The organism is Holdemania sp. 1001095H_141210_F2 (assembly GCF_015558105.1).
GTDB lineage: Bacteria > Bacillota_I > Bacilli_A > Erysipelotrichales > Erysipelotrichaceae > Holdemania.
This window is the reverse complement of the sequence record NZ_JADNPO010000032.1, coordinates 14,403-36,757: the sequence shown is the minus strand read 5'-3', so window position 1 is coordinate 36,757 and position 22,355 is coordinate 14,403. Positions and strand designations below refer to the sequence as shown.

General features: G+C 52.3%; 22 protein-coding genes and 1 other annotated feature. Of the genes, 12 read left to right on the top strand and 10 right to left on the bottom strand.

The window, feature by feature from the left end; all coding sequences use genetic code 11:
• Positions 1-140 precede the first annotated feature (140 nt).
• From I2G61_RS14130 to I2G61_RS14110, 5 genes are all read left to right on the top strand, one after another.
• Positions 141-1,325 (top strand): MFS transporter, encoded by a 1,185-nt coding sequence (locus I2G61_RS14130; RefSeq protein ID WP_072684545.1) that lies wholly within the window; start codon positions 141-143, stop codon positions 1,323-1,325.
• Between the two features lie 80 nt (positions 1,326-1,405).
• Complete coding sequence (locus I2G61_RS14125; protein WP_072684544.1) at positions 1,406-2,173, top strand: HAD-IIA family hydrolase; 768 nt, start codon at positions 1,406-1,408, stop codon at positions 2,171-2,173.
• Between the two features lie 8 nt (positions 2,174-2,181).
• Positions 2,182-2,715: a YqaA family protein gene (locus I2G61_RS14120; protein WP_072684543.1), complete on the top strand. Its 534-nt coding sequence runs from the start codon at positions 2,182-2,184 to the stop codon at positions 2,713-2,715.
• A gap of 268 nt (positions 2,716-2,983) precedes the next feature.
• Entirely contained in the window at positions 2,984-3,700 is a 717-nt protein-coding gene (locus tag I2G61_RS14115) for a gamma-glutamyl-gamma-aminobutyrate hydrolase family protein (protein ID WP_072684542.1), read from the top strand.
• Positions 3,701-4,055: 355 nt separating this feature from the next.
• A complete protein-coding gene (locus I2G61_RS14110; protein WP_072684541.1) occupies positions 4,056-4,574 on the top strand; it encodes an NUDIX domain-containing protein in 519 nt (172 codons plus the stop codon).
• Positions 4,575-4,656: 82 nt separating this feature from the next.
• On the opposite strand, the gene I2G61_RS14105 is transcribed toward I2G61_RS14110, so the two are convergent.
• Genes I2G61_RS14105 through I2G61_RS14095 form a run of 3 tightly spaced genes read right to left on the bottom strand, consistent with a single transcriptional unit; the run spans position 4,657 to position 6,893 of the window.
• The gene (locus I2G61_RS14105) at positions 4,657-5,187 is read right to left on the bottom strand and encodes a class I SAM-dependent methyltransferase (RefSeq protein WP_072684540.1); all 531 of its coding nucleotides are present in this window, start codon (positions 5,185-5,187) and stop codon (positions 4,657-4,659) included.
• Positions 5,180-6,130, bottom strand: a complete 951-nt coding sequence (locus tag I2G61_RS14100; protein ID WP_072684539.1) for a TIGR01212 family radical SAM protein — start codon at positions 6,128-6,130, stop codon at positions 5,180-5,182. The genes I2G61_RS14105 and I2G61_RS14100 overlap by 8 nt, the downstream gene beginning before the upstream one ends.
• Positions 6,117-6,893, bottom strand: a complete 777-nt coding sequence (locus I2G61_RS14095) for a creatininase family protein (protein WP_072684538.1) — start codon at positions 6,891-6,893, stop codon at positions 6,117-6,119. The genes I2G61_RS14100 and I2G61_RS14095 overlap by 14 nt, the downstream gene beginning before the upstream one ends.
• A 130-nt stretch (positions 6,894-7,023) precedes the next feature.
• On the opposite strand from I2G61_RS14095, the gene I2G61_RS14090 reads away from it, so the two are divergent.
• Positions 7,024-8,394: an amidohydrolase gene (locus I2G61_RS14090; protein WP_072684537.1), complete on the top strand. Its 1,371-nt coding sequence runs from the start codon at positions 7,024-7,026 to the stop codon at positions 8,392-8,394.
• A gap of 218 nt (positions 8,395-8,612) precedes the next feature.
• On the opposite strand, the gene I2G61_RS14085 is transcribed toward I2G61_RS14090, so the two are convergent.
• The 6 genes from I2G61_RS14085 to I2G61_RS14060 form a co-directional block, all read right to left on the bottom strand.
• Positions 8,613-9,926, bottom strand: a complete 1,314-nt coding sequence (locus tag I2G61_RS14085) for a DUF4153 domain-containing protein (RefSeq protein WP_072684536.1) — start codon at positions 9,924-9,926, stop codon at positions 8,613-8,615.
• Positions 9,923-10,138, bottom strand: coding sequence for a helix-turn-helix transcriptional regulator (locus tag I2G61_RS14080; protein ID WP_006060594.1), 216 nt, complete (start codon positions 10,136-10,138; stop codon positions 9,923-9,925). Before I2G61_RS14080 ends, I2G61_RS14085 begins: the two co-directional genes overlap by 4 nt.
• Positions 10,139-10,142: 4 nt before the next feature.
• The gene (locus tag I2G61_RS14075) at positions 10,143-10,622 is read right to left on the bottom strand and encodes a DUF2975 domain-containing protein (protein WP_072684535.1); all 480 of its coding nucleotides are present in this window, start codon (positions 10,620-10,622) and stop codon (positions 10,143-10,145) included.
• A gap of 189 nt (positions 10,623-10,811) precedes the next feature.
• On the bottom strand, positions 10,812-11,990 hold the full coding sequence (locus tag I2G61_RS14070) for a hypothetical protein (RefSeq protein WP_072684534.1): 1,179 nt from the start codon (positions 11,988-11,990) through the stop codon (positions 10,812-10,814).
• 363 nt (positions 11,991-12,353) lie between these two features.
• Entirely contained in the window at positions 12,354-13,190 is an 837-nt protein-coding gene (locus I2G61_RS14065; RefSeq protein ID WP_072684532.1) for a DegV family protein, read from the bottom strand.
• Positions 13,191-13,239: 49 nt separating this feature from the next.
• Positions 13,240-13,893, bottom strand: a complete 654-nt coding sequence (locus I2G61_RS14060; protein WP_072684531.1) for a hemolysin III family protein — start codon at positions 13,891-13,893, stop codon at positions 13,240-13,242.
• Between the two features lie 301 nt (positions 13,894-14,194).
• Positions 14,195-14,404 (top strand) — a binding site (T-box leader).
• Between the two features lie 40 nt (positions 14,405-14,444).
• On the opposite strand from I2G61_RS14060, the gene leuS reads away from it, so the two are divergent.
• Complete coding sequence (gene leuS / locus I2G61_RS14055; protein WP_072684530.1) at positions 14,445-16,847, top strand: leucine--tRNA ligase; 2,403 nt, start codon at positions 14,445-14,447, stop codon at positions 16,845-16,847.
• A 102-nt stretch (positions 16,848-16,949) separates the two neighbouring features.
• Positions 16,950-17,435 carry a dihydrofolate reductase gene (locus I2G61_RS14050; RefSeq protein ID WP_072684529.1) on the top strand — a complete coding sequence of 162 codons (486 nt, stop codon included), beginning with the start codon at positions 16,950-16,952 and terminating at the stop codon, positions 17,433-17,435.
• 88 nt (positions 17,436-17,523) lie between these two features.
• On the opposite strand, the gene I2G61_RS14045 is transcribed toward I2G61_RS14050, so the two are convergent.
• On the bottom strand, positions 17,524-19,521 hold the full coding sequence (locus I2G61_RS14045; protein ID WP_195548374.1) for an HTH domain-containing protein: 1,998 nt from the start codon (positions 19,519-19,521) through the stop codon (positions 17,524-17,526).
• 251 nt (positions 19,522-19,772) lie between these two features.
• Between I2G61_RS14045 and I2G61_RS14040 the strand changes: the two genes are divergently transcribed.
• The 4 genes from I2G61_RS14040 to I2G61_RS14025 are packed head-to-tail and all read left to right on the top strand — an operon-like array spanning position 19,773 to position 22,316.
• A complete protein-coding gene (locus I2G61_RS14040; protein WP_195548373.1) occupies positions 19,773-20,189 on the top strand; it encodes a PTS sugar transporter subunit IIA in 417 nt (138 codons plus the stop codon).
• Between the two features lie 18 nt (positions 20,190-20,207).
• Positions 20,208-20,699: a PTS sugar transporter subunit IIB gene (locus I2G61_RS14035; RefSeq protein ID WP_072684526.1), complete on the top strand. Its 492-nt coding sequence runs from the start codon at positions 20,208-20,210 to the stop codon at positions 20,697-20,699.
• A gap of 19 nt (positions 20,700-20,718) precedes the next feature.
• Entirely contained in the window at positions 20,719-21,498 is a 780-nt protein-coding gene (locus tag I2G61_RS14030; protein ID WP_117896079.1) for a PTS sugar transporter subunit IIC, read from the top strand.
• Positions 21,498-22,316 carry a PTS system mannose/fructose/sorbose family transporter subunit IID gene (locus tag I2G61_RS14025; protein ID WP_117896078.1) on the top strand — a complete coding sequence of 273 codons (819 nt, stop codon included), beginning with the start codon at positions 21,498-21,500 and terminating at the stop codon, positions 22,314-22,316. The genes I2G61_RS14030 and I2G61_RS14025 overlap by 1 nt, the downstream gene beginning before the upstream one ends.
• Positions 22,317-22,355: the final 39 nt, after the last annotated feature.

Below are 22,355 nucleotides of genomic sequence, written 5' to 3'. Positions count from 1 at the left end.
CTGCGTCTTTCTTGTTTCGGTTTTTCTCTCACCAACACTATTTTTGAAAGAGCCAAAAAGAATCGCGAAATCTGCGGAATTCACAGACCGGTAATGAATGACGGACGCTCCGGCAGGGAACACTAACTGCGAGGTGGACTATGAAGAAAAAATCAACTGCCGTCCGTTTTAACGGGCTGTTTCTGTTTTCGTATGCGGCCGGCGCGATCGGTACGACCCAGACGATTCCCTATCTGGTCTCGATGGGCTTTGAAGGCACGCAGAAGGGGATTATTTTGTCCGGAATGGCGATCTCGACGCTCATCACGCAGTTTTTGTTCGGCTATCTGTCGGATAAATTCAAGGGCTGCCGCTGGTTTTTCCTGATCAGCTTCGGCGTCTTTTTCATCGGCGACGTCGTGCTGTTCGGCTTCCGCTGGCCGCAGTTCTGGTACCTGTTGGCGATGATCTCGCTGACCGGCGGCATTGCCCGGACGTGGCAGGGATTAGAAGATACATGGGTGCTGCAGATTGATGAGACCAAGCCGGTTTACAGCCGGATCCATGCCTGGGGTGCGTTTGGCTGGGCGATCGGCAGCTGGACTGCGGCGATTTTATTAAACTGGCTGGATTTCCCAGTCATCGCCGTGCTCGTGTTTCTGACCAGCTGCGCGACGCTGTACTTCGCGTGGAAGCAACAGGATGCTCAGCGCGCCAGCGGCAAGGTCGTCAAGGTAGCGGACTTAAAGGAACTGGTAAAAAATAAAGCCTATATCCTGTTGGTGCTGATTCTGCTCGTCCTGTTTGGGATGGGGACGGCGGACATGTATATCGTCGTCGACAAGGTGATGGCGATCGGGGGAACCAGCTTTCATGTCGGAGCGAAGTGGGGCCTGCAGTCGCTGATGGAAATTCCGATTCTGTTAGTCGGGGACAAGCTGATGAAGAAATACGATCCAGCCAACCTGATGCTGGGGGCTTCCGTTCTGTTCGGCGTGCGCTTTGTCGTTTACAGCCTGATTCAGAATCCGTGGTGGATGATCGCCGCGGCGGTCTTCCAGATGGTCACGTTTCCGATCATCATTATCAGCTCCAAGCTGATGATTGACGAAATCATTTCGGAAAAGCTCAAATCCAGCGGTCAGATGGCGGCGATGAGCGTGTATATGGGCTTGTCGTTATTGATCATGCCCGTGTTTTGCAGCTGGCTGTCCGAGGCGATCGGATGCGATCCGGCGCTGCTTGTCGTCGCCGGATTTGCGGCGCCTGCGATCGTTTTGATTTTGATGTTTAAAAAAGCCCGCGGACCACTTCAAAAAAAATCCCAGAATTCGATTTGCCGGTGAATGACCGGCTTTTCTTTTACTTGAAAGCGATTTGGCTTTGTGTTACGCTATCGCAGGGTAAAGAAAAGGAGCCAAAGACGATGACAAAAAAATGCTACCTGTTGGATCTGGACGGCACGATGTACCGCGGAACGGCGATCATCGAGGGCGCGAAGGTCTTTATTGATTACTGCTTGAAGGAACAGCTGCCGTTCTTGTTTCTAACGAATAATTCCGGACGCACGCCGCGCCAGGCTGCGGATCACATGCTGAAGATTGGTTACCGGGGAATTGAGCCGAAGCACTTCTACACCTCGGCGATGGCGGCGAGCGATACGATGATCCGGCGGTTTCCCGACAAGAAGCGGGCGTACATGGTCGGGGATGAAGGGCTGCGCGAAGCGCTGCTGAACAATGGCTATGAGCTGGTGAACGACCAGGCTGATCTGGTGTTTATCGGCCTGGATAAGGAAGGAACCTGGGAGAAGTATTCACTGGCGCTGCGGCAGGTGCTGGCCGGGGCGATTCTGGTCGGTACCAACAACGATCGGATCTTGCTCAGCGAAGCGGGAGCCAACTGCGGCAACGGATCGACGGTGGCGCTGATGGAATATGCCAGCTCGCGCGAGGCGGTCAAGATAGGCAAACCGCATGCCGCGATCATTGAAGGCGCACTGGCCTATCTGGGCTTGGGCAAAGATGAGGTGGTGATTGTCGGCGATAACATGGAAACGGATATTCTGTGCGGCGTTCAGGCGGGAATTGAAACGATTTTAGTGACGACAGGCGTGCATGACCGGCAGGCGGCTGCGGCATATTCCTTCGCTCCGGATCATATAATTGAAGACCTGAGGGAACTCATGGACTAAGGAGGAGGATGCCTATCGGCACGCTGGAAGCAATTCAACAAGGCGGGCTGGTTCTCTACGCCTGTCTTAAGGCGTTTCTGCCGCTGCCGTCGCTGGAGGTGGTGCTGATTCCGCTGATTCTTAAAAATCAGGACGGCTGGCTGCTGTACGCGATGGAAGGGGCCCTCGGCACGGCAATCGGCGGCTGGATCGGCTATCAGATCGCAAGGCGGGCCCAGCAGGCCGTGCTGCGCAAATTTGCCAGCGAGCAGGAGATCGCATCAGGCAGGCAGCTGATGGATCGCTACGGCGTGCTGGCGGTGTTTATCGGCGGCGTCACCCCGATTCCGGATTTCCTGCTGGCCTATCTGGCCGGCATGACGCAGATGGCCCTGATCCCATTTCTGCTAAGCGATGGTACGGCGCGGTTATTGCGGAGCGTGCTTGTCGGCTGGTGTATTCGGACACTGGGCTATGTCGTCGATATCGAGCGCTGGGGCACGGTGATTTCATTAGTCATGGTCGCATGGCTGTTATTGCGCTGGGCGCGCAGCGACGGATGAAGCCAAGAAAAAAGGCCTCCGTTCCAAAGGGCCTTTTTCCTTGTTTATAAGGGGATAGAATGTTTCTGTACGATAATTTTTTTAAAGGGGATATTATGTTAGTTCGTAGGAGAAGAGGTTATCGTACAGGCAAGAGGTCTTCTCGCTCTTGCTGACTATAATATACCAGAGAAGTATAGGCGAAATATGTCGAAATTGTGTTAAAATGTGTGATTTTCTTAAAAACTTTGATTATAATGAAACAGGAACATAGAAATGAGGAAAGAGAATGAAGAAACCCATGATTGCCCTAACTGCCCGCATCGGCGAATTCCAGGGACAGAACCGGATTTTTGATAATCAGACGTACTTTGACGCGGTTGCGCTGGGCGGCGGCATTCCGGTGCTTGTGAATTACGGCAGCGACGAGGATTATGAAGCGATTGCCGAACGTTTCGACGGATTGTTAGTGACCGGCGGCGAGGATCTGGATCCGGCGTTATTCCATCAGAGCGCTCATCCATCCGTCGAGCTTACCGATCCGCGCATGGACACGCTGGATCTTGAGCTGATCCGGCGCTTCGCGGCGAAAGGAAAACCAATCTTAGGCATCTGCCGGGGCATCCAAAGCATCAACGTGGTGTTCGGCGGCACGCTGATTCAGGATCTCAACACCCAGTATCCGGCCATGCGCCCTGCCGGACACCAACAGCACAAAGCCGAGCCGAAGCCGGCGATGGACGCACCGTTTCATGACAATACCTTTGTGGAGGGGACGCTGCTGTATGAACTGTTCGGTCCGCGGCATGCGGTCAACAGCTTTCATCATCAAAACATCGACAGAGTTGCCGACGGCTTCGTCGTTTCTTCCTGGAGCGAGGACGGACTGGCGGAAGCGATAGAAAAGGACAAAATTCTGGCCGTGCAGTGGCATCCGGAACGCTTAACTGCGGATCCAGGCCACCGTGCGATCTTTGAAACATTTGTTCGCCAATGCCAGAAATAAAATTAGACAAATTCCGTAAAGTGTCTACAAAAACCGTTTAGTTAAGCCTTTTTTTAGAATTTGTATTGACAAGAAACCATAAATTCAGTAATATTCTATCAGGTCATAGGACCTGGATTGATTCATCTGTTATTGTTTTTCCCCCACCCATTCAAACAATAATAGATCCCCCCCAAGAGATAGAATCAATTCTGATAAGAGGACATCTTCGGATGTTCTTTTTTTGATTTCTTCTGGTTTTTTGAATCGCAAGTCTGTTATGTCCGGCGCTGAGGTTCTCAGATTTCATCGAGAAAAACAAGGTTGTTTGGATGAACATTTTCATTTGTCTTAGATGGGAGAAGGAGGAAAGCTTATGGCATGCTTAGGTATTTTTGAAGATACCGTAGATCCCGATCAGCCGATTCTCACGCTGCGGAAAACCGCTCGCGTATTTGTGATCAATCCGCAGGGGCGGATCGGGATGATTCATGTGTTGGGACAAGATGAATTCGGCCTGCGCGATCATCTGGAAAGCTGCGGCGGCGGGATTGAGGCCGGGGAGAGTGCGAGTCAGGCTGCGATCCGGGAAGCGCGGGAGGAATTGGGCGCGGTGCTGACGGATTGGATTGAACTGGGCTGGATAGAAGACGAATATCATCGGCTGCAGCGGCGCAATCACAGCACGTTCTTCGTCGCGCATTGTGAACCGGGATTGCATCCCCGCGCGTTGTCGGCCAGGGAGCGGCGGATGATGGCGGAGCCGGTGTGGCTGTGTCCGGAAGAAGTGGAACGGCGGCTGAATCCGGAAAATAACCAGGGCATCGGACTGTTGATCGCCCGGCGGGATTTCTGCGCCTGGCAGGAAGCGGTGCGCCGTCGTCAGATCCCTTAAGAAAAAGAATCCTCAGATGGGGATTCTTTTTGAAAGATCAGTTTATCTGTTTGCGTTTCTTATTTCATGCTTTTTCTGACGGTCAGCTCCGGCACAGGTGGTACAGAATCGGCGCTGCCGGCCGGCCGTCGGTATAGGACCGTACGCTCCAGGCTGAGCCTAGTTGCTCGATCCAGCCGACGACGGCCTGCCATTCTTCCATGCCGCCCGCATGGCCGCGGTAACAGGCCAGCGCCAACAAGCCATCCGGCGTCAGATGGGAAACAGCGGCGTCCAGTGCCGGCAGGGTTGTTTTAGGCGTCGTGATCAGCGGGCTGGAAGAATAGGGGAGATACCCCAGGTTAAAGACGATGATCTGGGCCGGCTGCGTCAGCCAGCGCGCCAGTTCGGCATGATCGGCCTGAATGACCGTTACGTTGGAGAAGCCGGCAGTTTTTTTCTGCGTTTTTCTCACCGCTTCGAGCTGGATGTCCAGCGCCAGCACCTTGTCGGCCAGACCGGCGAGGAAAACGGTGTCGTTGCCTCCGCCGCAGGTGGCGTCGACGGCCAGGTTGACATGCTCGAATGTTTCCCGGATCCAGCGGTGATTAACGGTATTGATATTCTCAGCCATGCGCTGCCCGCTTGCCCTGCCATGTCTTCTCCCGGGCCATAAGCTTGTCGATCTCATTGAGGACAATCGTCTTCTTTTGAGTCCACTGCGGCGCGATCAGCGCATCCGAGGCGCCGTCGCCAGTCAGCCGCTGAATGATGATTTCCGGTCTTAACAATTCCAGCTGGCGCACGACCAGATCGACATATTCCTCGCGCGACAACAGCGGGAAGGGCTGTTCGGCATAGCTGCGGGCCAGCTGCGTATCCCGCATTAAATGAAGCATGTGAAGCTTGACGGCGTGGATGGGCAGCAGGTTGATCTGCCGCACGGTTTCCAACATCATTTCTTCATCTTCACTCGGCAGACCATTGATCAGATGAACGCAGATTTTTAACGGAGTCAACGCCAGGCGCTGAACGGTTTCGACCACCTCGGCATAACTGTGACCGCGGTTGATCGTCTGCGCGGTGGCGTCGTGAACGCTCTGCACGCCCAGCTCCAGCCAGATTTCCTTGCTTGCGCAGCAGGATGCCAGCCAGGCGATCTTTTCCGGTTCCAGGCAGTCGGCGCGGGTCGCGATCGCAATCGCCGCGACTTCCGGACGGTCTAAAAAGGGTTTCACGCAGGCCTGGATTTTAGAAAGCGGACCATAGGTGTTGGTATAGGCTTGAAAATAGGGAATAAAGTCGGCGTCCGGCCATTTATGGCGCATGACGGCCTGGCCTTTGATATACTGGTCTAACAGTGGTTCAGCCCGGTCTCCGGCAAATTCCCCGCTGCCTGAGCTGGTGCAGAACGTACAGCCGCCGTAGCCGCGGGTGCCGTCGCGATTGGGGCAGGTGAACCCACCGTCCAACGGAACTTTGGCGATTTTTTTGCCAAAACGATGGCGCAGATAATAATTCCAGGTATGATAACGTTTGTTATCATCGGAAAACGGGAAAGGATTAACGGACTTCATGAGCTTCTCCTAACGGGATGTGTTTCAATTCGTCGATCAGCTGGATCAGAAGCTGGCTGATCGCTTCGAGCATCGCTTCGCCCCACGAAGCGGAAGCCGTAGCCGGCTGATCAGGCCCGGTCCAGCCGTTGTCGCAGATCACGGCGATGGGTTGGGGCATCGTCAGTGTTACCCCCTTGAACTGAACGGTTTTAAAACTGGTTGTCGTGATGTTCTCACTGAGCGGCTTCAGCGTGGATTCACGGCAGCGCTCAAAATGGACGGCTTGCGGACAGATCGCAAGCATCGTTGCCGTTTCTTCCCCGCCGCCATGGCCGCCGCCCCAGGCCGGATCGATTTCTTTGGCCATCTGCCACCAGTTGGCAATGATCCCAAGATCGCCCTGGCTGTTCAATTTCAAAGCGACCTGTTCCAGCGCCGGCAGATTGCCGCCATGGCCGTTCAGAAACAGAAACCGCCGCGCGCCATGAGTCCGCATACTGTCGACGATCTCCTGCAGGACACGCCGCAGCGTTTCCGTGCTGAGACTGACGGTGCCGGGAAATCCCCGCAGATAGTCGCATGAACCAAACGGCAGCGCCGGCAGCACAAGGATTTCCGTCTGCTTTTCAATCCGCTGCGCCAGCGCCTCGGGAACCAGTGTATCGACGCCTAACGGATTGTGGACGCCGTGGCATTCCAGACTGCCGGTGATGATCATCACGCTGTCGTTCGTTTTAAAATAAGCCTGAACGTCAGGCCAGCTTGTTTCAATACTAAACATAAGCGAATCTCTCCTTATCTCTTGATTAGTGTAAGCGATCCGGCTGTTTTTTTCAACTCAGTTGACGATTGCGGCTTCTTTGCGCGCGCAGGAAGCGGTATAATAGAGAAAAGAATGGGGGAGAAACCTGATGAATCGAGACGCGATCTTAAACGCGGCGGTGGACGAACAAGCGCCGCTCATCTGTAAAACTGCGGAAGTGATCTGGAAGCACCCGGAAACGGGCTTTAAGGAATGGAAGACAAGCGCGTATCTGGAACAAATTTTTACCGATCTGGGCTATAAGCTGGTCAAACCGGAGGGGATACCTGGCTTTTACACCGATCTGGACACCGGCCGGCCCGGCCCGAAGCTGTGTCTGATGGGCGAGCTGGATTCTCTGATCTGCGCGGAGCATCCGGATTGTGATCCGGTAACGAAGGCGGTGCATGCCTGCGGCCATCACGCGCAGGCAGCGGGGTTGGTCGGCGCAGCGGCGGCGCTGAAGCAGCCGGGCGTGTTGGACGGGCTGTGCGGCTCCATCCGGCTGATGGCGGTGCCGGCGGAGGAGCTGATCGAAGTGGGTTACCGCGAACAGCTGCGCGCCGAAGGCAAGATTGAATTTTTCGGCGGCAAGGTGGAGTTCATGCGGCGCGGTTATTTTGAGGACGTCGATCTGTGCGTGCTGATCCATACCTTCGACGATCCGGGGATGAAGCATGTTTACCAGCTGGCGCGGGGCAACAACGGCTGTATCGTGAAAAACATCACGGTTCATGGCCTGGCCTCACATGCCGGCGGTTCGCCGGACAAGGGCATCAACGCGCTGTATGCCGCCATGCAGGCGCTGCAGGCGGTCAACGCTCTGCGCGAAACGTTCCGTGACGATGAACATATCCGCTTTCATCCGATCATCACCGAAGGCGGACAGGCGGTCAACGCGATCCCGGAGGAAGTTAAGATTGAAAGCTATGTCCGCGGGGCTTCGTTAGAAGCCATAGATCAGGCCAACCGCCGGATCAACCGCGCGATCGCGGCGTCGGTCGCGGCGATGGGCGCGACGGTCACGCTGCAGGATCGGCCGGGGTATTGTCCGATGCATGATGACGAAGCGATGAACGAAGTTGCGCTGGCGGCGATGAAACGGATTGTCAGCGAAGATGAAATTTTGATTCAGACCCATTGGGGAACGGGCTGCACGGACATGGGCGATCTGTCGGCGGTGCTGCCGACGATTCAGCCGGGCTCCAGCGGATCGATCGGGGCTTATCATGGCAAGGATTTCCAGATTGCCGACGAAGATAAAGCCTATGTCAAACCGGCGAAGGCGCTGGTCTTTATCGCCGATGAGCTGTTAGGCAACAACGCCGAAAAGGCGAACCAGATCGTCGCTCAGTTCAAGCCGCTGTATCCGTCGCAGAAGGCTTATCTGGAGGATGCCCGGCGGCGTTTCCTGGATAAGGAAGCAGTACGGATGAATGCCGACGGCACGATAACGCTGGACTTTCAAAATGGGGAATAAAGCGAGATGACGGCGCCGGTCAGAGCCTTGAAAGCCGGTCGAAGCATCAGGACGAAAGACGCCTTACACCCTATCAGAAGCAATGAATCCTGAAAGCGGCAGGCTGGTATTTTGCATGAACGAAAAGAAACCGCGCGTGCGGTTTCTTCGGGAGTTCTCAAACGAGAACTCTTTTTCATTTCCCGGATGATCTGGATTTTGTTTTCATTTAATGCAAATTAAGGAAGAAGCTGTGTCCAGTGTTCTAACGGGAAGCAGCCCAGCAGCGTGAAGCTGATCAGCGCATACAGAATGCCCCAGCGGGCGGCCGGGATGATCCGTTTTAAGCGTACCCAGGCTAAACCTGCGCCGACCGCCAACACGCTCAAGGCCCAGACCGCCAGAATCCGGCGCAGCGTCCAGCCGTAAACAAGCGCGTACACGCCCAGCTTTAATCCGGCTAACAGGACAAACGCGATCGTACAGACGCTTAACAGCTTCGCCAGCGAACGCAGGCGGCCGGGAGCGAGCAGGGAAGTTTCACTGAGCGTGTGCAGGACCGCCAGCACGCTGAGATTTAACAACACAATGCCGCAGAGCTGCCAGAAGCCCTGAACGGCGTACTGACAAGCCAGCGTCACGGTGATGGCGCCGGCGATCAACTGCGTGAGATAGGCGTAAGCCTCCACCGCGAAAAACAAGCCGTAAATTCCGCCCAGCACGCCGATTACCAGTGCCGTCGTGAAGCCTGGCAAAACCTGCATCCGGGCCAGCGCTGCCTGCCATCGCCAAAGCGGGACAGCTGGTTCGGCCTGGTACAAGCTTCCGCCGGCTAAACCAAAGAGCCACGCGCCGACCGGCAGCGAGAGAATCACGGTAAGCAGCGTCTGCGGTGAAAGCCAGCCGAACAATCCGGCTCCGATCTGCTTTGCGACTTCAGCGAAGAACGGATCGGCGCTGCTCAGCAAGCTCCAGGCCGTCATTCCGATTCCGCCGGCTAAAAGCAGCGAGAAGCCGATCCATGCCGGACTGTGCGCGCCGCGGCTGCGATCGGCCAGATAATCGCGCAGCGCACTGCTCAGTACCTTGATTCGTAGTAGAAAATGACGCAGCGGCAGAACACAGAAACCCCAGGCCAGTTCAAACGGAAAGCTGCCGCTGGTCCGGTTGTGGATTAAGATGCGGGTTCGGCACAGTGTCCAGTAGACCGCTTCCAGATGCAGCGCCAGAATCTGCAACAGGGCGAAGAAGCTCGTCGGCTGATAGAAGCATAAGGAGAGCGCAGTCGTCAGCAGGCATCCCGCCCAGAGTCTGCTTTCGCGGCTGGCCGGTCGGTCTAAACGGTTTGCGCCGTGACTGACCAGGAACAAATAGAGCAGCGTGAAGATGACCACGGCCGGGTTGCGATAGGTCATCAGACGGAAGTCTTCAAAGCCCATCGCATAACCGACGTACAGAAACGCCATGGGGAAGCTGAAGATCGCCGCGGCAGACCAGGAGAATCTCATGGCCGTCTTTTCAGTCGCGCCGCTTACCGGCCGGCTTTCGCTCATTTGCCTGCCTCCCGCCTGAATTCCAGCAGATCGCCCGGCTGACAATCCAGCACGTCGCAGATCTTGCATAGCGTCTCAAATTTGATGCCTTTCGCTTTGCCATTTTTCAAGATCGACACATTCGCCATTGTGATGCCGATCCGCTCGGATAATTCGGTCACGCTCATCTTGCGCTTTGCCAGCATGACGTCTAACGTTACATTGATTTCCATAGGCTTACACCATCAATTCGTTTTCCGTCTGGATCTGTTCGGCGATCGTGACCAGATAGGCGAGCGTGTAGGCGGCCACGGCGATCAACCCGCCCAAAGCCATGATTCCCAATCCGCTTAACATCAAAACCGGATGCAGGATGTTGAGGAATAGCGCGTAAAGACAGCCGATCAAGCACAGCGCGGTGTCAAAGAACGCCAGCTTGCAGATCCAGCGCAGACCTTCGGCATTTTCATGGCAGAACGAACGATTTCGGCCGATCCGCGTGCAGATCCGCCAGAATAAGATCAGCGCGATATACAGGATCACGGCTGCCGTTGCGGACAACAGCTGCAGCGGCAGTTCTTCATTCAGCGTCCGGCGGTAGAATAAAATCAACTCATGAAGCAGACTCGGAATGCAAAGCCCGAATAAAACAAGTCCCAGCGCCGCCAGAATAACGACGAACAGTTTAAGCAGAAACGCCAATTTTTTATTGTTCATAACATCAACCTCTTTTCATCTTTGATTATAACAAGAAAATCTTGAAAATCAATATAAATTTATCGTATTAAAATAAATAATTATCGAAAAACAATTTGTTTATTGCCGCAGAAGGATGATTGCTGGCCGGCGTAAAGAAAAATCCGGATCCTTTTAACTGATCCGGATGGGGTTGATTCTTTGTTTTCTCTAACAGCTGCGAATGAGTTCGGCGACTGCTTTTTTATCGTCGTTGGAACAAATTTCGATCATCGTTTCGTACGAGATTTCCTGATTGTCCGGGCAGCTCAGATAGCCCAGATAGCCTTGCGAATAACAGACGAGCACGTCTTTTTTCGGATCCAGATTCTGCATATAACCGGAGAACAGCTCAAACGGATTAAAGATCAGCCGGAACGGTCCCAGGCTGACGCGCGTGAATCGTACTTCATTGGGCAGCATCGCCAACATGCCGCGGTATTGTTCGACCATTTTCGCTCCCGTATGCAGCTCGCGGATTTCTTTCTCGCTCAAGCTTGCCGTATCCATCTGATTGATGTCAAACGTTTTCAAGCCTTTGTGAATCGGCAGCGTCTGATCGTTCCAATCCAGCTTCAGCGGCTGCATCCGCGGGGTCAGCTTCATCATCTTTTCCCAAGCCGACACGATTTCATTGGCCAGCCGGATGACTTCGTCGTAATTCTTGGCCTGACGGGTGAACCGTGTCGAAACGTCGCCGCACGGTCCCTGTAAGAACAGGAAGAATTCCTTCGGGTAACGCTGCTTCAGAATATCCAGCGCCGAGCCCGGATAATCGGAGGACAGGTAATCGGCATCCTCGGCGGAGATCGTCGGGTGGCAGTTATAGATCAAGAAATTGCCAATCCGTAGACCCTCTTTGAAAAAGCTCAGAACTCCGGCCAGAACAAATTGATCGCTGCCTTGGGACAGCCGGCAGCGGCCGACACCGGTGAAATTGCGCACCTGATAGGAAACCGTCAGCTGCGCGTCTTCGCTCATCCGGCAGTTTCTGACCAGATTGAGCAGCTTGATATCCAGACTCTCAAGATAAGGGGTATTTTCTTCAATAAAACCCAGCGCGTTGCATAAAGAAGGGGCATAATGCGTATGGGAACAGCTGAAAATGATCAGCGCGTCTTCGCCGACGGCCTGGCGCAGCGATTCCTCCATCCGCTCCTGAACGTCCTGCGAAATTCCCAGCGAATCAAATGTGATCAAGATCACTTCCCGACCATCGTCTACCATCCGCAGACAGCGGGCATATAAATCACCGCGAATTTTATTCAGCGGCTCGGCCTGCGTCAGAAATCCGACCGGCAGACAGCTGAAGGTAGGATTGATGCAGACTTGATTGTAACCAATTTTCACGTGATATCCCTCATTTCAAAATTAATTATAAAACGACTGGTTTGAAAGCGCAATCTTTTGTCCTGTTTTCGACGATTTGAAAGAATTCAAAAGAGAGCAGGCTATGTTTTGACGGGTCTGGGCGACAGGCAGATTGAAATGAAAGTGGGGTTTCTCCTCATTAAATATACAAGGGAATCAACTGAGCTGACTTTAAACTGTCCGGTGAAAAGAATTCGCGCACAGTTTCCTCAACATGCACAGATCATAACCACTTTGATCAAGCTGGTAAACAAGCAGGATCGGGCAGGGGCAAAGAATTCGAAAATAAAGTAAAAAACGGCGCATTTTCTGCGCGCCGTCCGTTGATAAAATCAGTTCCGATTACAATTCGATTGACTGGATCGCAATACACCGCGGTCCGCCCTGAGTAATAAACGCGCAGGACAGATCGTAGAGAACGCATTCAGCTTCCGGAAACCGCTCCTTAACTCTGGCCAGAACCTTTTCAGCCTGTTCCTTACTGAACGCATGGGATACGCTGATCTGAACGCGGGCGTTGCGGACGTGTTCCTCCAGCTTGCCTAAGACCGATTTGACCGCGGCGTCAAAGCTGCGGCCGACGCCGAACTTTTCCAGCCGCCGGCCTTCTTCGGCCTGAATCATGATCGGCTGTAATTTCAACAGGCCGCCCATTGCCGCCGCCATCGGCGTGCACCGGCCGCCGCGCTTGAGATAGCTGAAATCCTGCGGCAGTAAGAACGACAGGCTCGTCGCAATTTTATTCCGAAGTGTTTCCAGAATATCTTCGATCTGCCGCCCGTCGCGAATCAGCCGCGCCGCCAGGTCCACCAGATACCGATGCGGTCCGCACAGCGTTTGGGAATTGACTACGTGAATCCGTTCCGGATGCTCCGTGTGCTGCCGCGCCGCTTCCGCCGTCTGATACGTTCCTGACAAGCCGTCCGCCATGGAAATGACGAGAATTTCATCATCCGGATATTTTTCAAACAGCTCGATCAGCTCGCCCATCGAAGGCTGCGACGAGGAAGGAATGTAGCCGGCTTTGATCAAGCCCAGAAACGTCTCGGCGTCGATTTCTTCAAATTCGCGGTAAGTCTTGCCGTTGATCGTAACACACAGCGGCGTGATGTCGCAGGGCAGCGCCTTGCCTTCTTCAATGGAATAAAGCGTGGAGGAATCAGAAATTAATCGAATCATAGTTGAACTCTCTTTCTTTACTTTTAAATGGATTAGGGAACGGGATGCGCTAAAGCAGAATGTAGCTCAGCACTGCGATGAAGTGAAAGAACGATCCCAGCAGAATGAACAGATGGAACAGTTCGTGAAATCCCCATTGCTTCGACAGATCCGGCTTTTTGATCATATAGATCACGGCGCCGATCGTGTACGCGATTCCACCCAGCGCGATCAGCATCAGGCAGCCGGAAGGCATCTGCGAGAAACCGCTCCAGTCAAACAGTACGGCCCAGCCCATCGCCAGATACAACAGCGTATACAGAATCCGCGGCGCACTCAGCCAGCAGATCTTCGCGATGATGCCGGCCAGTGCGATCGTCCAGATCACAACCGCAAACGTAATTCCCTCCCGCCCCGGCAGATAGGTCAGACACAGCGGGGTGTACGTGCCGGCGATCAGCACATAGATCATCGAATGGTCCAGCTTGCGGAACAACGTGTGATGCGGATGATCCCAGCTCAGTGTGTGATAATAGCTGGATGCGCTGTACAACGCGATCATCGAAGCGCTGAACACGCAGCAGGCCAGAATCGTTTTAAGCGGACGTTGGTTCGCAACTCCGGCGGCGATAAACACCAACGTGGCGATCACGCCGAAGCAGGCGCCGAGAAAATGGGTGTAGCTGCTGATCGGATCCTGAACATTCTTAAACCAACGAAACATACTATCAGCTCCTTTTTGATCTAGTTATCAAAACTAGATCATGTAAATATCATATCATATTGGCGAGGAACTTCAACTACAAATCTTGGTTTTTGTCTAAGCGTATGCTTATTCCCTTATTCATTTTCTTATTGTAGCCGTTTTGACAAGAATTGAAAAGCCTTTCCGGCATTTTTTTAGCGGGATCACAGGCAGAAAAAAGAGGGTTCAGGAAAACGTTTCATAAAAAAGAAACAACGATGAAAACCCTTGTTTTTCAGGCAAGATTTGATTGACTTAAAACGGGGATTTTGTTATTCTTGAATAAGCGATGAAAAGGAATAGTAATTCTACCGTCTGACCGATCAGAGAGCCGGTGGCAGGTGCAAACCGGCGGCAGACCTGAACGAACTGACCTTGGAGCTGAATCTGAAAAAAAGGATTCCGTGACTTCCTGCGTTAAAGGAAAAAGAGGGGCACAGAAGGGATCTTTCTGTGAACTAAGGTGGTACCGCGCGCTGACGTCCTTAGATGAAGGGCGTTTTTTATTTGTTTGAGAAAGGATGAATTTTATGAGCTACGATCACAAGAGTATTGAGACAAAATGGCAGAAGGTATGGGAGGAGAACAAGACGTTCGCAACCGATGCCTGGGACTTTTCCAAGCCGAAGTTTTACGCGTTGGATATGTTCCCGTACCCATCCGGGGTCGGTCTGCATGCCGGCCATCCGGAGGGCTACACGGCGACCGACATCGTCAGCCGCATGAAGCGCATGCAGGGCTACAACGTGCTTCATCCAATGGGCTTTGACAGCTTCGGTCTGCCGGCGGAGCAGTATGCGATCCAGACCGGCAACAATCCCAACGGCTTCACGCTGAAAAATATCGAAACATTTAAGCGTCAGCTGAAAATGCTGGGCTTCAGCTACGACTGGGACCGCGAGGTATCGACGTGCGATCCTTCGTTCTACAAATGGACGCAGTGGATTTTCAAGCAGCTGTTTGAAAGCGGCCTGGCAAAATGCGTTGAGATGCCGGTTAACTGGTGTGAGGAATTGGGCACGGTTCTGGCCAACGACGAGGTCATCGACGGCAAGAGCGAACGCGGCGGTTATCCGGTTGTGCGCAAGAACATGCGCCAGTGGGTCATCGACATCGTGCAGTATGCCGAACGGCTTTTGGAAGGGCTGGACGAGGTGGACTGGCCGGAATCCACAAAGGAAATGCAGCGCAACTGGATCGGCAAATCAATCGGCGCGCTGGTGGATTTCCAGGTTGCTGGACATGCGGAGCAATTCACGGTTTTCACAACCCGCTGCGACACGCTGTTCGGCGCGACCTACTGCGTTTTAGCGCCGGAGCATGCGCTGGTTGATCAGATCACGACGCCGTCGCAGAAAGCGGCGGTCGAGGAGTACAAGCGGCAGTGTGCGACAAAATCGGATCTGGAACGTACGGAATTAAACAAGGAGAAGACCGGCGTCTTCACCGGTGCGTATGCGATCAATCCGGTCAACGGCAAGCAGATCCCAATCTGGATTTCCGATTACGTTCTGGCTACCTACGGCACGGGGGCGATCATGGCGGTACCGGCTCACGACGACCGCGACTATGCCTTCGCCAAGAAGTTTGGTTTGGAAATCATTCCGGTCCTGGAAGGCGGCAACGTCGCTAAGGAAGCCTGGACTCAGGACGGCGTGCATATCAACTCGGAATTCTTAAACGGCATGAACAAGCAGGATGCGATTGATGCAATGATCCAGTGGCTGAGCGAGCATCACTGCGGCCAGAAAAAAGTCAATTACCGGCTGCGCGAATGGATTTTCGCCCGTCAGCGATACTGGGGCGAGCCGATTCCGATCGTCCATTTGGACAACGGCGATACCGTCGCGTTAAGCGATGATCAGCTGCCGCTGTTACTGCCGGACCTCAACGATTACAGCCCGTCAAAAACCGGCGCTTCGCCGCTGGAGAAAGCACCGGATTGGGTGAATGTGGAAATAAACGGCGTCAAGGGCCGCCGCGAAACGAGCACGATGCCGGGCAGCGCCGGCAGCAGCTGGTATTTCCTGCGTTATATTGATCCGCACAATGAGAAGGAACTGGCTGATCCCGAGCTGTTAAAACACTGGATGCCGGTCGATCTGTATATCGGCGGACCGGAGCATGCGGTCGGGCATCTGCTTTACAGCCGGATGTGGAATAATTTCCTGTATGATAAGGGCGTGGTCCCGGTCAAGGAGCCGTTCCACAAGCTTGTCCATCAGGGCATGATTCTCGGCTCCAACGGCATTAAAATGGGTAAAAGATTCCCGGAATATGTCGTCGATCCGAATGTCATCGTCGAGAAGTACGGTGCGGATACGCTGCGGCTGTACGAAATGTTTATGGGACCGTTAGAGGCCAGTAAGCCATGGAGCGAAAAGGGCGTCGACGCTTCGCGCAAATGGCTGGAACGCGTCTGGCGTTTAGTCATGGAACAGTCGGAGAAAGTCACGGATGAACCGACGCCGCAGCTGGACTACGCCTACCACTTTACCGTGAAAAAGGTCACAGAGGACATTGAAACGCTGAACTTCAATACGGCGATTTCGCAGATGATGATTTTTATCAACGAATGCTACCGCGCCGACAAGATCAACCGCGAAATGCTTTTAGGCTTCATCAAGCTGCTGAGCCCGTTTGTGCCGCACATCGGCGAGGAAATGTACCAGCACTTAACCGGCGCGGAAACGATCGCTTATGAAAGCTGGCCGACCTATGACGAAGCGAAGTTGGTGAAAAATGAAACGGAAGTCGTCGTTCAGGTCAACGGCAAGCTGCGCGGCAAGTTCATGACGTCGGTGGACGCCGGGGAAGACGAGCTGAAAGAAAAGGCGTTAGCGGTCGAGAACGTTCAGCCGTTTATCGAAGGGAAGACGATCCGCAAGATCATTGTGATCAAGGGTAAGGTCGTCAACATCGTCGCAAATTAATGGAATAACAAAGCCAGGCCTGTCAATGAACCTGGCTTTCTTTATGAGGCATGCTAATGCGTACAGAGTGGAACAGGCATTCAAGAAAAGGGAGGAACGGGCATGAAAATCACGATGATCGCCGCACTGGATGAAGCTGGCGGCTTGGGTAAAGCTGGCCGAATGCCGTGGCATTGCCCGGCGGATCTGCGGCAGTTTCAGGCGTATACGATGGGAAAACCGCTGCTGATGGGCCGGAAGACGGCCGAGCCGCTGCGCCGCAAGCTTGCGGGACGGCAGCTGATCATCCAAAGCCGAGTAATGGAGGATCCGGACTTTCCCATCGTTCGTTCGGTTAAAGAAGCGCTGGCCTGGATGGAGGCACACCCGGAATATGACGAGCTGGTGATCGGCGGGGGTGGGGAAATCTACGCTTTGTGGCTGCCCTATGCCGCTCATTTGCGGTTAAGCCGGATGGCTGGCTGCTATAACTGTGATACGTTCTTTCCAACGTGGGATCCGCAGGAATGGGATTGCCGCAAGCAAACCCGGGAAGACGGTTTTGTGCTGGAAGAATGGGATAGAATGAATCGGAAGACAGAGAAATAAAGGAAACTGCCGAGGGAGAAATTCCTCGGTTTTCTTTTGGAAAAGATGGAATATTCCCGGTTTAGTCACAATCCAAGGAGGCATTTCCTTAAATCGACCGGAATCGAATCAAGATCTCGCAGGTCAACTTTTTCAGATAGGCATTCTTTTCTTTTTTCAGCGTCCCAATGTCGCAATGGCTCAGCAGCTGCATCAAATAGATCTCGGCAATCCGAAGCTTCAGCAAGGATGAAAAATCCAGTGTGCAGAAAATGACGGCAGAAATTTTATTCCCTTTGTGGCTGAGTTTGCCGTCGGAAAGAAAGACGTCGATGCCTTCTCGGCCATAATCTTTCTTATTTCCCATTAATAACAACGTACCGTTGACAATCTTGAAATCGATCGTGGTCTCTATTTTTTGAAATTCGTCGATCAATCGCTGAAATTTTTTAGGTGTGCGGCAATTTTTATAAACGATGAACTGATAAATCTGCAAGAGACTGGAAAATTGAATGGTTTCATAGAAGGCAATGGTTTCATCCCGGATGAAATAATCATCAATCAAAAAAATATCGGAAAATGCCTGAGTTAAATTCAGCTGGGTTTCGGCGTCTCTTTCTTCAAAATTAACCCGATAATAGGGCAGATCATAGGAATAAAACTGCGGCAGGGTACTGAAATCAAAGTTCGTAATGATCATATCATAGTCAGCAGAGTTCAGATGCCGGATTTCATAAAACTCGCATACTCGGATAGTTTCAATATACGCACCGAATTCATTTGTGATCAGTTTTCCGATAAACCTGGAATAGGATAACCCCGCGCCAGAGGTGATCAGAAGGCGTTTCTTTCGAATGGGAACCGGAATCGACGCCAGTAAGGTCATGAAGAAGTTAATAAATCGAAAATAATCGTCACCGGATAGCGATAAGCGCCATTTACTTTCCAGATGTGAAGCAACTTCAAAACCAAGATAAGTGACTAAAGGGGAAACGAGGGAAAATTTATTGGTGATGACGCCGCCGAAGGTAATTTTTGTTTCAAAATGGAAATAATGTTTAATCATGATCTGCGCTAAATGGAGTTGAAATTCATTGCAGAAAGTTGGATTGTCTGTCAGCCGCAGATTAAATTGACGAATTAAAAAGCGGCGGCAATCTTCGCTGATCTGTCTAAAAGTTTCAGCGATTGGCGAAGCTTCGACTGAGCGTAAAAAACGGCGGGCGTCGCTGATATCCGCTCTGCTCATCATCAATGCCGCAAACTGATAAACTTCGTTGATATCCACATTGAAATCGCTGGGAAAGCTTTGACTGAGATGCTCAAAAAGCGCGGCAGCCGGCTGGAAAAACGCCGTTTGATTTAAAAAATCAAAGGCCGGACTGGCCTCAATCGAATAACCATGCTTGCGCCGATTCATGAGTACAATCAGATAAAATGACAGCCAGATAAACATTGCGTCGGTAAAGTGGATTCCGCTGCCGGAAATAAAAATTTTGAATTCCCGGCGGATCGCTAAAAATAAATCCCGATCGCAATAGACGAATTGGTTATACGCCGTTTCATCTTTTTGAATTAGGGTCTGGTGATGCAGTGGTCCGATCAGCTGGATGATTGCCATACGGTAGTTGATTTCCGATCCAGTCAGCTTGATGCCTTTGCCTTTTTTATGCAGGATCGTCAGCTGATGATTTCGGAAATACGTTGTGATATCTGAGATAACCGGGCTTAAAGCGCTGCGGGAAAAATTGAGTTCTTCCGCCAGATCGTCGATTTTAATCCAATCGTCGATCGCCGCCAGCTTTCGCGCGATAAAGAGAAAGCTTTCATTTTCGTTGTATTTAATCTGGTTGAGCACCGTGCAGGTAACGTTGATCTGATCGGCGAACGCTTGATAGAGTTGTTCATCCTCGATCTGAATCTCGAATCCGTAGTTTCTGCGCGAATGAATGGAAAAACCGTTTTCCTGACAGGCCGGCTGCATTTCTTTGATGGTGTCGCGGATCGTGCGCGAGCTTAATTTCAATTCCCGGGCGATGTCGCCGGATTTACAGGGCGTGGCATTGCTGAAAAAATAATAAAGTATTCTTAACTGACGATTATTCATAATTCCGCCCTTTCACCTCAAGCGCAGGTTAACCCTGATCATTGAAATGGATCCGCACTTGTATTCTTATCCATTATAGCGAACATGCTGTAACCTTTTCCGTGTTAATTTTTTCCAGTATTTATAATGGAAAAACTGAAATTTCCATTAACTATGTGAAAAAGAACGGATGGCATCCGGAGTAATGGAAAAGTAGAATGAATTCAGGAAACGTTAAGCGCTTACATTTTCGAGTGAGAGGAGTGGATTCATTGCGGTTATTATTGGGATCGCACGGACATCTGGCCAGCGGGATGGCCACAGCTATTGAAATTCTGGCGGGGCCCCAGACTTCGCTGACGGTATTGGACGCCTATGTGGACGGCCGGAATATCGACGAGGAGCTCAAGGCGTATTTTGCTTCAGTGCCGGAGGGAGAAACCGTCGTCATGCTTTCCGATTTATACGGCGGCAGCGTCAATCAAAAGATGTATTTATACTTAGACCGGCCGCATACGTTTTTGATCGCGGGCGTAAATCTGGCGCTGGTGCTGGAGCTGTGCATGCAGGAAGACGTGACGCTGAACTCTTTGCGGGCATTAACGGAACAATCCCGGCAGATGCAGCGCGTCGTGCTCTATGACCAAGACGAGGGAGTTCCGGCTGGGGATGAAGGAGAATTTTTTTGAAAGAAAAGAGGAAGAACAATGATTAAATTATGCCGTCTGGATGATCGGATGATTCATGGACAGATTGTGACGAAATGGTCGCGGGTGGTTCCTGTTGACCGGATTATCGTCGCCAACGATCAGGCCGGTTCCAATCCGATTATCGCCAAATCGCTGTTGATGGCCGCGCCGGGCAATATCAAGGTCGCCGTAAAAACGGTTAAGGACGCGGTCGAGCTGCTGCACAATCCGAAGGCGTCCGCTCACGATATCCTGTTGATTGTCGCCAATCCTCAGGATCTGCTTACCGTCGTGGAACAGGTCGAGGGGATTCATCGCGTGAATATCGGAAACTGGGGTTTGCTGGAAGCCAGCGATGGCAAGCAGCGGGAAATGGTCTCTCAGTTTGTCGCGTTATCGGAAGATGAAAAAGCGATTCTTGCGAAAGTCAACGAGAAAGTCGAGGATTTCGTTCTGCAGGTAACGCCGGACGTTTCCGCGATCAAGGTTTCGTCAATTTTGAAAAAATAGAAAAGGGGAATCAATTATAATGTTAATCGCTGCATTAAAACTCAGCCTTCTTTACTGGCTTTTAGGAATTTTAGATACTGCGGCGCTGGGCTGGCAGGCTCTGACGCGGCCAATCGTCGTCTGTCCGCTGGTCGGCATTCTTTTAGGCGATGTGACGACCGGCTGTATTCTTGGCGCTTCGCTGGAATCGTTGTTCATGGGCATTTCGGCAATCGGCGGTTCGATTCCGGCCGACGCGACGACGACCAGCTATGTCGCTACGGCGTTCGTCATTCTGACCGGCGCCGATATCGAATCAGCCGTGGCGATCGCGATGCCGATCGGTACGGTCTTAGCGTCCGTCACGATGCTTCCGTACGGGTTGTTCTCACCGATTCAGGGCTTTTTTACAAAACTGCTGCAGGATAATAAAATCAAGCAGTATGAAATCGCAGTCTGGGTCTTTACGTTTATTTCGCCATTGATCAACACGGTCATTCTGTTCGGCTGCATTTACTTCGGCGTCGATGCGCTGCAGCTGGCGATTGCTTCGCTGCCGGCATGGGTCATGACCGGCTTGGGCGCGGTCAGCTCAATGGCGCTGGCGGTTGGCTTTGCGATCCTGACGTCGCAGATCATGAATAAAGAGACGGTCATCTGGTTTTTCGTCGGCTTCGTTTTAGTCAAATACGTCAGTCTGGATACCGTGGCTGTCGCCGTGATCGGCGCCGCTGTGGCGATTACGATTTTCCTGCTGGAAAAGAAAATTATTGAAAATAAAGGAAAACCGGAAAGCAAAGAGGAGGAGGAATTTTTCTGATGAAAAACATGATGATCAGCGCTGATGAAAAAAAGCTGCTCCGCAAGGTGGAGATCCGCTCACATACGTGCTTCTTGGCCGCTACGATGGTCAATATGGAAGGCAATGGTTTTACATTCTCGTTAATTCCGGCGATCGAAGAAATTTATAAAGATGATCCGGAAGGGAAAAAAGAAGCCTATACCCGTCATCAACAGTTCTTTAACACCCACGCCGTCCCGTTCTCCTTCATCGTCGGCCTGGCCTGGGCGATGGAAAAGGAAAAGAAGGAAAAAGGCTCGGTCGACGGAGAAACGATCTCCAGCGTCAAGTCCGCGCTGATGGGACCAACCGCGGGGATGTTTGACAACTTGTTCTTTAACTGCCTGCGCATCATCGCCGCCGGTATCGGCATCGGCTTGGCTCAGCAGGGGAATATTCTGGGCATGGTAATGTTTATCCTGATTTACGGCGTGCCGCAGTCGGTAGTTAAAATGTGGTTCTGCCGGCTGGGCTACACCTATGGTACGGCGTTTATCGACATGATGTTCAGCACCGGCTTGATGGCCAGCTTTACCAAGGCGGCTTCAATTTTAGGGATTATGATGGTCGGCGCGATGACGGCACAGATGGTGTATGTTCCGCTGAACCTGATCCTGCATATCGGCCCGGCAACGTTGGAAGTCGCGCCGGTGCTCGATGCGATTTTCCCGGGCTTTATGAGCATCGCGCTGTTATTCGGCTATGTCGCGCTGATCAAAAAAGGCTGGAAACCGATCAACCTGATTTTATTGACGATGGTCATCGGTTTAGTCGGCGCTTTAATTCATATCTTTTAAGTTGGCATAACGGAGCGCGCCGCGGAAAAAGGAATGGAC